The following is a 12729-nucleotide window of genomic DNA, read 5'->3' as shown; positions in this document are numbered from 1 at the left end:
ATACCGATGCCACGTACCGCCACCGGGATCAACGGGATCGCCTCCCGCGCCGCCGCCACCTCGCCGGGACGGACGGCGCTCGCCGCCCTCACTCTGGCGCGCCTGCGCCTGGCCATACACCGTGGCGGCGCCATCGGCGGCGCCATCGAGACGGCCCGGCGCGCCCGCTTCTTGGCCGACCGGGGTGAGCACACACACGCCCACCGCCTGCTGGGGCGGGCGCGCGGGCTGCTGGGCGGCCGGCGAGCGGCGGCCGTCGTCGCCGTCGAGGAGGCCATCCTGGCCATGAACACGGGCGCGCAAACCGCCGCTGGTGCTCTGCCCCCGAACGCCCTGACCGACCTACTCGCGCAGGCCGACGCCGCATGGGAGGCCGGCGCCGACGCGGCCGCGGAGGAACTGCTGGACATGGCGACGCGGGCCATGTTCCACCCGAGCCTGCACTTCTCGGCCGCCCCCTCCGCCCTGGCTGCAGACCCCGCCGTCTTTCTGTCCCCGCTGCGCGCCTCGTCCGCGTGGGCCGCCGCCACCGCGCCGCTGCCCGCCCGCCGCCGTACTCCGCGCGGTCGCGGCGGGCCCCGGCGGCTGCTGTTCATATCCCTGAGGAACTGGAACTTCGTGGGCGGCATCGTGGAGGACTACCGCGCCGATGTCCGCTGCGAGGTGCGCACCCTGGACCTGCTCGACCTGTCCCTCAGGCCATCGCGCCGCAGCCTCTTGCACGCCCGCCTGCGGCTGGCCCGCGGGGCGGATCTCGCCGGTGCCGGCCTGCTGACCGGCATATCCGACGACATCGCCGCCGCCTTGGCCTGGGCGGATACCATCTTCGTGGAGTGGGGGAGCGCCGCCGCTGTATGGGCGAGTCTGCTCGCCCCCGTACTTGCCCCCCAGGCCCGTCTCCTGATCCGTATCCATTCCTACGAGGCCTCCACCGTCATGCCGCAGCTAGTGGACTGGGCCGCCGTGGACCAGTTGGTCACCGTTGCCCCTGCAATCCGGGAGATTCTGCGCGCCAGCCTGCACCTGCCCGAAACCCTGGAGGTCATTACCGTCCCCAACCGGGCACAGCTGCAACGTTTCGCCCTGCCCAAGGAGCCGAGCGCGGCACGCACCCTGGCGCTCGTGGGCTGGGCCGCCTTGCGCAAGGACCCCGCCTGGGCCCTGGACACCCTCGACCTGCTGCGCCAGACCGACCCGGCCTGGCATTTGCTACTCATCGGCCCCGGTTTTTCGAGTCACCTGTCTCCGGAGGAGCGCATCTACGCCGACACCGTGACCGCCCGCCTGGCGGCCCTCGGCGACGCCGTCACCATTACCGGTCGCACCGAGGTGGTGGAGCAGTACCTGCGGCGCGCCGGCGTGATCATTTCCGCCTCGCGCCGGGAGGGCACTCACGAGGGCTTCATCGAGGGGGTCGCCTCCGGCGCCCTGCCCGTATGCCGCAATTGGCCCGACGTCGCCCGCTGGGGCGGCCCGGCGGCGCTGTTCCCGGAGGACTGGGTGGTGAACACTCCGCAGGAGGCCGCCGCCCGCATTCTGGCCCTGGCCGACGACGCCGACTACCGCCGTCGTCAGCAGGAGCACATCCTGCGTACCAACGACTGGTCACATGTCAGGGTTCACTATGATGCTCTTCTCCTTGGAGCCGCTGCGGCGGGCTGAACGGGTATTCTCGTTTCGCCTGCTGCAGCCGCTGAGGAAGGAATCTGCATGCGCATCGCCGTCGTCGCCCTGGGAAAGATCGGTCTGCCCCTGGCGGTCCAGTACGCCGGAAAGGGCCACGAGGTCATCGGCGTGGACGTCAACCCCGCCACCGTAGAAGCCGTAAACGCCGCCCGCGAGCCCTTCCCCGGTGAGGCCGAGCTCGCCGACCGACTGGCCCGGCTGGTGCCCGCCGGGGCGCTGCGCGCCACCACCGACTACGCCGAGGCCATCCCGGGCGCCGACGCCGTGGTGCTGGTGGTGCCGCTGTTCGTCAACGATGAGACCTGGGAGCCGGACTTCGAGTGGATGGACGCCGCCACCCGCTCCCTGGCCGAGCACCTGACCCCCGGCACCCTGGTCTCCTACGAGACCACCCTGCCGGTCGGCACCACCCGCGGCCGTTGGAAGCCGCTGATCGAGGAGATCAGCGGGCTGAAGGAGGGGGAGGACTTCCACCTGGTCTTCAGCCCCGAGCGCGTGCTGACCGGGCGGGTCTTCGCCGACCTGCGCCGCTACCCTAAGCTGGTGGGCGGCCTGAACCAGGCCGGCACCGAGGCCGGTATCCGCTTCTACGAGCAGGTTCTCGACTTCGATGAGCGCACCGACCTGCCCCACCCCAACGGCGTGTGGGACATGGGCACTGCCGAGGCCGCCGAGATGGCCAAGCTCGCCGAGACCACGTACCGGGACGTCAACATCGGTCTGGCCAACCAGTTCGCCGTCTACGCCGACAAGGCAGGCTTCGACATCCAGCGCGTCATCGACGCCTGCAACTCCCAGCCCTACTCCCACATCCACCGGCCCGGCATCGCCGTGGGCGGCCACTGCATCCCCGTCTATCCGCGCCTGTACCTGTCCACCGACCCGGACGCCTCGATCGTGCGCACCGCCCGCTCCTTCAACGCCACCATGCCGCAGTACGTGGTCGACCGTGCGGTGGAGGTGCTCGGCAGCCTCGAGGGGATGCGCGTGGTGGTGCTGGGTGCCTCCTACCGCGGCAAGGTGAAGGAGACCGCCTTCTCCGGCGTGTTTCCCACGGTCGAGGCGCTGCGGAAGCAGGGCGCGCAGGTGCTGGTCCACGACCCCATGTACACCGACGCCGAGCTGGCCGGCTTCGGCTGGGACGCCTACCACCTCGGCGACGCCGTCGACGTCGCCATCGTCCAGGCCGACCACCCCGAGTACGCCACCCTGGCCCCCGCGGACCTGCCCGGCGTGCGGCTGCTGCTCGACGGCCGCCGCGTCACCGACCCCGCCCTGTGGGCCGGCACCCCCCGCCTGACCATCGGCGGGGGCAAGTGACCTGGCTTCAGGCACTGCCCGCAGCCGCCTTCCTTCTTGCCTTCCTGCTCGCCCCCGGCTACCTGGTGGGGCGGGCCTTCGGCCTGGCGCGCCTGCAGTCCCTCGGGGCGGCCCCGGCCATCGCCGCCGCCGCCGTCGGAGCCCTGACCGTCCTGTACCGCTGGGGCGGGGTGCCCTGGCGTACGGGCACCGCCCTCGCCGGTACGCTGGCGCTGCTGGCGCCCTGCCTGGCCGGGGCCGCCGCGGCCCGCGCGTGGGCGCGCCGCCGCCACGGCCATCCGCCGGCGGCGGGTTCCGGCTGGGAGCGCCTGCGCGCCCGGCTGCGGCCACCCGCCGTGGGGCCGGGGCCGTGGTGGCCGCTGGGCGGGGCCCTGGGACTGGCTGCCGCCCTGTCCGGGCGTGCCGTGATCACCGGCATCGGGCCGGCGGACAAGCCCATGCAGGCCTCTGACGGCGTCTGGCACCTGAATGCGGCCGCCTACGTGCGTGACCTCGCCGATGCCTACCCGATCGGCGCGCTCGCCCCCATGTACTGGGGGGAGGTCCACTACTACCCGACCGGTTGGCACGCCCTGACCGCGATCGTGCCCGAGCCCGTTGCGGTGTCCGCCAACCTCACCGTGCTGGTCGGGCTCGCCGTGGTCTGGCCGCTGGGCTGCGCCTCCCTGCTGTCTGCCCTGTTCAGCGCGCCCTCGCGGCGCATCCGAGACGCCTTGCCGCTGCTGACCGGCATCGTCGCCTCCACCATCGCCACCGGCCCCTTCGTGCTCATGTCGACCCTGTGGCCCTACGGGTGGGCGGTGTGCCTGCTGCCCGGGGCGGTGTCGCTGGTGATGGTGGCCCGGCCGCGCCGGGGAGAGCGCCGCGCGGCCGCCTCCCGGGTCGGTGGTTGGCTGGCCGCCGGCTTCGCCTGCCTGGGACTGGTGGCGGTGCACGGCGCCTCCGCGTTCAACCTGGCGGTTATCGGCGTGCCCGCGCTGCTGGTGGTGGGGCTGGTGGCGATCACGCAGCGCTGGCGCACCGGAAACCGCCAGCGGATGATCATCATGGCCCTGGCCGGCCTGGTTGTGCTGGCGGTGGCCCTGGGCGTGATTGGCTTCTGGGACCAGCTGCGGATGCTGTTCACCTACCACCGGCCGAGTGCGAATGCGATGGCGGTGCTGCGTGAGGCCTTCCACGACTCGGCCATGACCCGGGCCATCCGCGACGGCGGCTGGGGCGGGGCCAGCCTGACCGTGGTCGCGGCCGTCGGAGTGGTCGTCTCCGTGGTTCGACGCCGGCATCGCTGGGCGATCCTCACCGCTGTGCTCGCCGTGCTGCTGATGGTCGCCTCCGTGTACACGGATGGTCCACTGCGCGTGTTCGCCTCGCCCTGGTATTTGCAGCGCGCCCGGATCATGCCGCTGTTCGAGATCGCCGTCCTGGTGCTGGCGGTGACCGCGCTGGAGGGGCTAGGGGACTCGGCGCGGGGGCGCCGCGCGGCGCTGCTCGCCTCCCCGCAGCCGAACCGTGCCGACTGGGGATTGCGCGCGGCGGCGGCGCTGCTCGCCGTGAGTACGGTCGCCCTTGGCGGCGCCGCGGTCGCCCGCTCGGGCTTTCACCACTACGTAATCGCCTTCTCCTACCAGCCGACGATCAGCCGCTGGCCGATGATGCTGTCCGAGGAGGAGATCGACTTCATCCGCGCGTCCGCGGACCTGCTACCCGAGGACGCGGTGGTGCTCGGTCAGCCCACCAATGGTTCGGCCTACTACTGGTCACTGACCGGAGTCGACGTGGTCTATCCGACCCTGCGGCGCTACGCCGAGGCAGACCGCCGCATCGTGGCTCGGCACGCGGACGAGATCCTTGACGATCCGCAGGTGTGCGCCGCCCTGGACCGGCTGGGTGCCCACTACTACTACACCGACGACGACCCCACCGAGGGCGGCGCCCCCGGCGGTGCGGAGACGCCACGCTGGTCCAACCAGCTCGACGAGCTGCCGCGCGAGGCGTTGACGCGGGTGGCGACCGACGGCGACCACACACTGTGGTTGATCAGTGCCTGTGGCTGGGACCAGTAAGTCGGCGTGGCACTCGGTGCATCTGGTTTCATGGTGCCGATGTATGCGAGCTTGAGCATGACGGCGAGCGCGGCGTCCAGTTCCCCGGCCCTTCTGCCCGGGGTGGCCGTCGTCGCGCTCATCCTGCTGCTGCCCGGCTGGGTCGTGGCCCGGGCCGCCCGGCTGAATGCGTCGGCGGCCCTGGCACTCGCCCCGGCACTCGGCTGTGCGATCGCCGGGACGGCAGAGATCCTTGCCCAGGTTGTAGGCGCGCCCTGGTGCCCGTGGGGGTGGGGATTCATCGCCGCCCTGACTGCGCTGGTCGCCGTGGTGGCGCGCCTGCTCGCCGGCCGCGGTGAGGCTGTGGGCCGACGGCTTGGCGCTTCCCGGGCGGACCGCGTGATCCTGGGGAGCGGCCTGGCTGTGGCCGTGGCCGTACCGGCGCTGGTATTTCTCACTACCCTGCCTGGTGCGGACTACCCGGCCCAGGCCTTCGACGCCGTCTTCCACCTGAGTGCCGTGGCCACGATTCGGGAAGGCGGCAATGCCTCCATGCTCGGCGGCCTCGCCGACCTGTATGGCGGCCGGGCGGTCTACTACCCGACGGTCTGGCACGGAGTCGTCGCCCTTGCTCCCGGCGGTGCAGTGGCCGCAACCAACGCTGCTGTTCTGGCGGTACTGTCTCTAGTCTGGCCGCTGGCTGCCTTCGGGATGCTGGCACAGCTAACTGGGCCGGGCACAGCAACTGACATCGAGGCCGGGCCCGACGGGGATTGTCTCCGGGCGGTTGCCATAGCCGTAACGGTGGCCCTGTCTGCGGGGCTGGTGGCCTTCGCCCTGCTGCCCATGACCGCGCTGGCGGTGTGGCCCTATGCACTCAGCGTGCTGGGCCTGCCGGGGGTGATGGTGGTCATGGAGGTGCTGCGCATCGATACCGCCCAGTCGCCGCGCCGGCGGGCGGTGGCTTGGCTGCTGCTCGTAGGCGCCTGCGGTGGCGTGATGGCCGCACACGGCACCGGATTGTTCAATCTGATGGTGCTAGGACTTCCGTTCGCAGCGGGTGCGCTTGGCAGGCTGCGTCACCTACACGGACAGGCACGGGCGTGGTTGTTCTGCGGTGGAGCGGCCGGCATCTTGGCACTGGTGGTTGGTGGCTGGTTGCTGCGCGGCTCGCTGGCCTCTGTCATGGGCTATCGGCGTCCGGGCGGTGGGCTGGCGGGTGCGGTGGGCACGGCGGCGCAGGCGCTGGCAGACCTGCCCATGTACGGCTCCTACACCGGCTCCTTGATTCCCACGGGCGCGGTCTTCGGTGTGCTCGTGATCGTGGGTGCCTGGAAGGGACGATACGAGCGGCGGCTGCGCCCCTGGCTGGCGGCGTGGCTACTGGCGCTGGCACTCGTCGTGATGGTCGGGGGACCGCAGTGGGCGGGTCGTCAGCTCGGTTCACCCTGGTACCTGCAGAAGGCACGTATCGCCCCATTGGTGCTGCTGCCGGCACTGGTCCTGGCCAGTGGCGCGGTGCAGGCCCTGGCGGCCCGGTTGTATCAACAGCGCACAGCGCAGTGGCGACGGGCGGGGGCAGCCGCATTGGTGCTGCTGGCGACGGTGCCGGTGTTGACGCGGATCCCGTTGGAGCGTGCACTGGTTGCCTCGATCTACGATCCGAAACGCATCCAGTACGGCACCCTGGTCACCCCCGACGAGATCTCCCTGTTTGAACGGGCGACAGCGGTGCTGCCGGACGACGCCGTCGTGGTTGGCGCACCGTCATTGGGCGGCGCCTACCTGTGGTCGCTGGGAGGTGTGCGCGTGGCCTACCCGATGCGGGCGGCCCCCACGAAGAACACGCCCCAAGCGGAATTGCTTGAGGCTTGGCCCGAGTTGGACCACCACACATGCGAGGTGCTTGACGAACTTGGCGCCGAGTTCTTCTTCATCAATACCGACGCGACGGCTTCCGGATCCGTGACCGGTGCGGCCCCGCTTCGCTGGGACGCCCCGCTGGCGCAGGTTCCTGACACCGGGCTCGAACTGGTGGACTCGGAGGGCGCGGCGCAGATCTGGCGCATCACCGGCTGTGAAGGTGATGCGCCAGGAAGTGATACCGCCACGTCATCGGCCTCTCGTGTCTCGTCGTTCAAAAGGTCGTGACGCGTCGTGGGAACATCCTGGACAGTGGCCGTGCTGCTCGCGGCCCTTATGTTTATCACCGTGGTGGCGCCAGGTGCTCTGCTTCTAAGGGCTGTCGGAGCGCCTGGCAGGGTTGCTCTCCCGGCAGGGCCGGCAGCCACTGTGTTCATTGTTGGGACAGTGAGCACGGTAATGAAACCGTTGGGGATCCCCTGGACTCCGATCAGCGGGTGGACTGTGCTCATTGGATGTGCCGTAACCGGCTGCCTCGTCCAGTACGGACGCAGACGTCTATTGGGACGACGGCACGCGGCCGTTGATCCGTCCATCCGCAGTAGCTGGGTCCCGGCGCTGTTTGCCGTCGGTGGGATCGCCATGGCGGCAACGCTCCAGTTGATCGTGCTGACCAGCGTGTCTAGATCAGCGGATGCTCTGCTCCAAAACCACGACGCAATGTTCCATCTCAACCTCATTGAGGAGACTTACCGGAGTGGGAACGCGTCGATGTTCTCGGCGGCGAAGTCACTTAACGGTGGCCAGTACTACCCAAATACGTGGCACACATTGGCGTCGCTGCTGCGCCCGGTGGTGTCAACCCCGGCCGCTTTCAACATCATGCTGGTTCTGGTATGCGCAATGGTCGTGCCTTTCGCCCTCGTGTGCCTGACGCGCGCAGCCGGAGGCGGAGGTATTGCAACTCTAGTCGCCCCGGCACTGGGGTGTGCCAGTATTTGGCTCCCGGGATTCATGGTCACCTTCAACGCACAGGTTGCTGCGGCCTGGGCGATAGCCATCGCCCTCAGTGCTGCGGCGGCGATGCTGGTCGTCATCCGGCTGCGCTCCACCCGGCTGGCACTCGGTGTTGGTGCCGTAGCCGTTGGAGGGACGACGATGGCGCACGCCGGAGCGGGGCAGTGGTTGATCATCGTCATGCTGTTTGCGGGTGCTGTGTGGCTGGTCGGTTCGCCGTTGTCGTCCGGTTCCGCGCTGCGCCGGAGCGTCCTGGCGGTGGCCATGGTGGCGTTGCCTCTGAGCGCTATGGTGGCCATTCCGCAGTTGCGGGTTATGGGCGCGTACAACCATAGCGTCCGTCCGCTGGAGACTGTGGTAAAGCAAACTCTGTGGCTTGATCCCATTGACGGCTCCATCTGGGACAACGTGTTGTTGGTCCTGCTTGCCCTAACCGGCGTGGTGATACTACTGCGCTCCCGTAGGCTCATGCTTCCGGCCGTGTGGGGGAGCACGGTCGTTCTCAGCGTGATCACCGCATTGCCGGAAGCACCGTGGTGGGCGCTGACCGGCGGATGGTGGGGCGACAACAACCGGTATCTGGCAACGCTGGCGCTGCTATCCGGATGCCTTGCTGCTATCGCCCTTGAAACGTGTGCGGGCGCACGTAGGACAGGCAAGCATGCACGTATGCCAATCACTCGCCGGATGCTCGGCGCCGTCATGGCATGCATCCTTGTCATGTTCGTGGCTATTCCGGGTGTCGAACGTTTTGACTTCTGGACCCGCCGCGGGTACGACGAGACGGCCCTGGTTCACCCTTCGTGGATCAGTTCCGAAGAGAGATCCGCACTGGAAGCGCTTCCGCCCGGCACCTTGGATGATGCCGTCGTCTACGGTGTGCCTTCCTCCGGTGCTGCACTGGTGCCTGTGCTCTCCGCCGGCAGTGCCTTTGTGCGCATTGATACTTCCCGTAGCCTTCCCTCTGCGCAGGAATATCTGGCCGTTCACTTCAACGAAATCAACAGCGATCCCCGCGTCTGTGAAATCATCAACCGAAACGGCGGCGAACCCATGTACTACGATGACACCACTCTGGATGAAGAGAAGGCGAGCAACGAGTTCCCCGGCTACAGAGACGTTGACGTCACGCATGGGTTCGAACTCGTCGCGCAGTTGGATACCGCGACGCTATGGCGCATCACCGCCTGCGACGGCCAATAGGAACCGCAGCGCCCAACCTTTCCGGTCGGGCGCTGCGGGGGTGGCTCACTGTCCCTGGGCGGCGTACTTGGCCTCGACCTCCGCCTTCAGCGGGCGCCACCAGGACTCGTTGTCCCGGTACCAGTCGATGGTGGCCTGCAGGCCGGAGCGGAAGTCCGTGTATTGCGGGGCCCAGCCGAGCTCGGTGACGAGCTTGGAGTTGTCGATCGCATAGCGCATGTCGTGGCCGGGGCGGTCGTTCACGTGCTCGTAGTCGCTGGGATCGTGTCCCATGAGCTCGAGGATGAGCTCGACGACCTCCTTGTTGCTCTTCTCCCCGTTGGCACCGATCAGATAGGTCTCGCCGATGCGGCCCTTCTCAATGATGTCCCACACGGCGTTGTTGTGATCCAGCACGTGAATCCAGTCGCGCACGTTCTCGCCCGCGCCGTACAGCTTGGGGCGCACGCCGTCGATCAGGTTGGTGATCTGGCGAGGAATGAACTTCTCGATGTGCTGATAGGGCCCGTAGTTGTTCGAGCAGTTGGAGATGGTCGCCTCCACCCCGAAGGAACGCACCCAGGCGCGCACCAGCAGGTCACTGCCGGCCTTGGAGGAGGAATAGGGGGAGGAGGGGTTGTAGGGGGTGTCGGGAGTGAACTTGGCCGGGTCGTCAAGCTCGAGGTCGCCGTAGACCTCGTCGGTGGACACGTGGTGGAAGCGCACCCCGTGGCGGCGCACCGCTTCCAGCAGGGTGAAGGTGCCCACCAGGTTGGTGCGGATGAAGGGGGAGGGGTCACGCAGCGAGTTGTCGTTGTGAGACTCGGCGGCGAAGTGGACCACCACGTCGGCGTCGGCCACCAGTGGGTCCGCCGTGTCTGCGTCGGCGATGTCCCCGACCACCAGGTTGATACGGTCGCCCAGATCCTCCAGGGAGCCACGGTTGCCGGCGTAGGTGAGCTTGTCGAGCACCGTCACCGTCGCGTCGGGGTGACGCACCAGGGTCTGGTGGACGAAGTTGGCGCCGATGAACCCGGCGCCGCCGGTGATGAGGACGTGCATGGAGTGCTCCCCTGCGCTGCTAGAAGGCATTCGAACGTTGCCATCATGCCATAAGTCCGCAGGTCGACAGTTGTGCGCAGTCCGGCAAAGGGATCCGAACATGAGCGATCTCCCTCGGAGACGCGTCGGGGTGAAATAGTTCTGCAACCTTAGTCGTGCTTCAGGGTGCAACCAGCGAGATGCAGCGAGTATATCGATAACCACGCGCCCGTAATTACATCGGTGGCATTATGGCGTGAAGCACAACGCGGCGGAATGACAAGATGTGACGGGTAAAGTGCCTCATGATTCACGCGAGTCACATACGCACCAATGTGCACATGTGACTCATGGGTTTGGTGGCGATGGCGAAAGGATCCTCATGAGAGCCCCACGACTCCTCGGAATGGCCGCAGTGGTCCCGCTGCTCGCGGCCGGACTCATGCCCGCCACGACGGCGGTCGCCGATACTGCCGAGACGGCCGCACCCGTGCAACTGCTTGAACTGACCACCTCCACCGGTGAGGCAACCGAGGTAGCCGAGGCTGGACTTGAGGAGACGACGTCGGCCGGCACGAGCGGCGGTACCGGTGTCGCCCCCGGACTCAACGAGCGCCTGGCAACGGTGGCTCGGGCGGCCTCCGTCGGCGGCGTGGACCCGGAGGCGGACGCCCTCCTGCTTACCGAACCGCTTGAGGTAGACGACTTCCTGGTCGCCGGATTTACCTGGACCGGCGCCGACGAGCTGCCCGACGGCCTGGACGTCTACCTGCGCGTGCGGGAGAACGGCGTCTGGTCCGAGTGGTACTTGAATGAGGCATCGGGGGCCGGCCGGGACGACTCCGTCGGTGTTGCCGGCACGGAGGAGTTCGTCACCGGCGGTGCGGACGCCGTGCAGGCCAGCGTCATCGGCGATGCGGCCGACCTACCCGCAGATCTCCAGCTGGCGCTGATCCCCGGCCAGCCCGTTGGCGAGGAGGTACTCGAGCCCGAGAACCTTGACTCCGTGGACGCCGAGCCCACCGCGGTGGCCACGCCCGAGGAGGCGGCGGACAACCTGACGAGCGGCCTGACTGCACCCACCGACGTGGTAACGCAGGCGGCGGATGATGCGGCCCCACAGGAGGGGGAGCCGGAGCCTACCGAGGCTGCAACCGCAACCACCGAGTCCGCTGCGGCCTCGACCGGCACGAGCGGCGGGACTTCCATTAGCCCGAACCTGCCCGCTGCGCTGGCGGCAGCCACCACCGCGGGCAGCCTGCCGGTGCCCGTGATCACGCGCGCGGAGTGGGGCGCCAACTCCTCCTATATGACCTGGACGCCGTCATACGTGACGGCCGATCATGTCATCGTCCACCACACCGCCGGTACCAACAGCTACACCTCAAGCCAGTCCGCCTCCATCGTGAACGGTATCTACTACTACCACGCGGTCACCCTCGGCTGGGGCGACATCGGTTACAACTTCCTGGTGGACAAGTACGGCCAGGTGTTCGAGGGCCGCTACGGCTCCACCAGTGCCGCGGCCGGCAAGATGGTGGTGGGTGGTCACGCCTACGGCGCCAACACCGGCACCATGGGCATCTCCATGATGGGCACCTACACCAGCGTGTCCCCCTCCTCCACCCAGTTGACCAATGTCGGCAAGATGGCCGGCTGGTTCCTGAAGCGGGCCGGGGTCACCAGCGCCACCGGCTCCTCCAACTTCACCTTCAAGTCCACGGAGAAGTACAAGGCTGGACAAACCATCTCCCTGCCCGTCATCTCCGGGCACCGCGACGTCGGCTACACCACCTGCCCCGGCGACGTCGGATACTCCAAGCTGGGCCAGATCCGCTCGACCGCGCAGAGTCAGATCAACGCCATGGGCGGTAGCTCTAACACGAAGGCGTCGAACTCCCGCCAAATCCACCTCAACAACGGGTGGTCGGGCACGGCGAGCGTGGTCTTCTACTACGGAGCATCAACATCGACGATCCTGGCGGGCGACTGGAACGGTGATGGTGTGGACACCACGGCTCGGCGTGACGGCACGCTGTTCGGCTTCCGCAACTCGAACACCAGCGGTGACTCGTTGCGCACCTTTGCGTACGGCCGAGCTGGGGATGAGGTACTGGTCGGCGACTGGGACGGCAACGGTACCGACACGTTGGCGGTGCGCCGCGGCTCGACTTTCTACTTCAAGAACTCGATGAATGCGGGCAGTGCCGACAAGGTGGTCGTATATGGTCGGGCAGGTGACCAGGTGCTGGTCGGAGACTGGAACGGTGACGGCAAGGACACGTTGGCGGTGCGCCGCGGCGCCACCTACCACATCAAGAACTCAATCACCAGCGGCAGTGCCGACAAGGTGGTCGTATATGGTCGGGCAGGTGACCAGGTGCTGGTCGGAGACTGGAACGGTGACGGCAAGGACACGTTGGCGGTGCGCCGCGGCGCCACCTACCACATCAAGAACTCAATCACCAGCGGCAGCGCCGACCGGGTTGTGGTCTATGGCCGCACCGGGGACGAAGCAATAGTGGGAGACTGGGACGGCAACGGAACCGACACACTCGGTGTTGTCCGCTGACTCCCT

Annotated in this window: 7 protein-coding genes; 6 read left to right on the top strand and 1 reads right to left on the bottom strand. The window is 68.1% G+C overall.

Going from position 1 to position 12729, the window contains the following annotated elements; genetic code table 11:
* Window positions 1-6 precede the first annotated feature (6 nt).
* From ACGLYG10_RS01070 to ACGLYG10_RS01050, 5 genes are read left to right on the top strand one after another with little or no spacing between them, the layout of a single operon-like run.
* The gene (locus tag ACGLYG10_RS01070; protein ID WP_073327191.1) at window positions 7-1662 is read left to right on the top strand and encodes a glycosyltransferase; all 1656 of its coding nucleotides are present in this window, start codon (window positions 7-9) and stop codon (window positions 1660-1662) included.
* Between the two features lie 48 nt (window positions 1663-1710).
* Window positions 1711-3006, top strand: a complete 1296-nt coding sequence (locus ACGLYG10_RS01065) for a nucleotide sugar dehydrogenase (protein WP_073327190.1) — start codon at window positions 1711-1713, stop codon at window positions 3004-3006.
* Window positions 3003-5069 carry a DUF6541 family protein gene (locus tag ACGLYG10_RS01060; RefSeq protein ID WP_073327188.1) on the top strand — a complete coding sequence of 689 codons (2067 nt, stop codon included), beginning with the start codon at window positions 3003-3005 and terminating at the stop codon, window positions 5067-5069. The genes ACGLYG10_RS01065 and ACGLYG10_RS01060 overlap by 4 nt, the downstream gene beginning before the upstream one ends.
* Before the next feature lie 6 nt (window positions 5070-5075).
* Window positions 5076-7199, top strand: coding sequence for a DUF6541 family protein (locus ACGLYG10_RS01055; protein ID WP_139240685.1), 2124 nt, complete (start codon window positions 5076-5078; stop codon window positions 7197-7199).
* 48 nt (window positions 7200-7247) lie between these two features.
* Complete coding sequence (locus tag ACGLYG10_RS01050) at window positions 7248-9131, top strand: DUF6541 family protein (RefSeq protein WP_348520359.1); 1884 nt, start codon at window positions 7248-7250, stop codon at window positions 9129-9131.
* A 45-nt stretch (window positions 9132-9176) separates the two neighbouring features.
* On the opposite strand, the gene rfbB is transcribed toward ACGLYG10_RS01050, so the two are convergent.
* The gene (rfbB, locus tag ACGLYG10_RS01045) at window positions 9177-10172 is read right to left on the bottom strand and encodes a dTDP-glucose 4,6-dehydratase (RefSeq protein WP_073327184.1); all 996 of its coding nucleotides are present in this window, start codon (window positions 10170-10172) and stop codon (window positions 9177-9179) included.
* Window positions 10173-10533: 361 nt separating this feature from the next.
* Between rfbB and ACGLYG10_RS01040 the strand changes: the two genes are divergently transcribed.
* Window positions 10534-12723, top strand: a complete 2190-nt coding sequence (locus ACGLYG10_RS01040; RefSeq protein ID WP_083565262.1) for an N-acetylmuramoyl-L-alanine amidase — start codon at window positions 10534-10536, stop codon at window positions 12721-12723.
* Window positions 12724-12729 lie beyond the last annotated feature (6 nt).

The sequence above is a fragment of the Actinomyces glycerinitolerans genome (assembly GCF_900098745.1).
Classification (GTDB): Bacteria; Actinomycetota; Actinomycetes; order Actinomycetales; family Actinomycetaceae; genus Actinomyces; species Actinomyces glycerinitolerans.
The sequence above is the reverse complement of the archived record's forward strand: the minus strand, read 5'-3'. Positions and strand labels throughout refer to the sequence as shown.

Coding starts and splice junctions, on each gene's coding strand:
- ACGLYG10_RS01070 (WP_073327191.1), top strand. CDS start 7: ATGCCACGTACCGCCACCGGGATCAACGGGATCGCCTCCCGCGCCGCC.
- ACGLYG10_RS01065 (WP_073327190.1), top strand. CDS start 1,711: ATGCGCATCGCCGTCGTCGCCCTGGGAAAGATCGGTCTGCCCCTGGCG.
- ACGLYG10_RS01050 (WP_348520359.1), top strand. CDS start 7,248: ATGTTTATCACCGTGGTGGCGCCAGGTGCTCTGCTTCTAAGGGCTGTC.
- rfbB (WP_073327184.1), bottom strand. CDS start 10,172: ATGCACGTCCTCATCACCGGCGGCGCCGGGTTCATCGGCGCCAACTTC.
- ACGLYG10_RS01040 (WP_083565262.1), top strand. CDS start 10,534: ATGAGAGCCCCACGACTCCTCGGAATGGCCGCAGTGGTCCCGCTGCTC.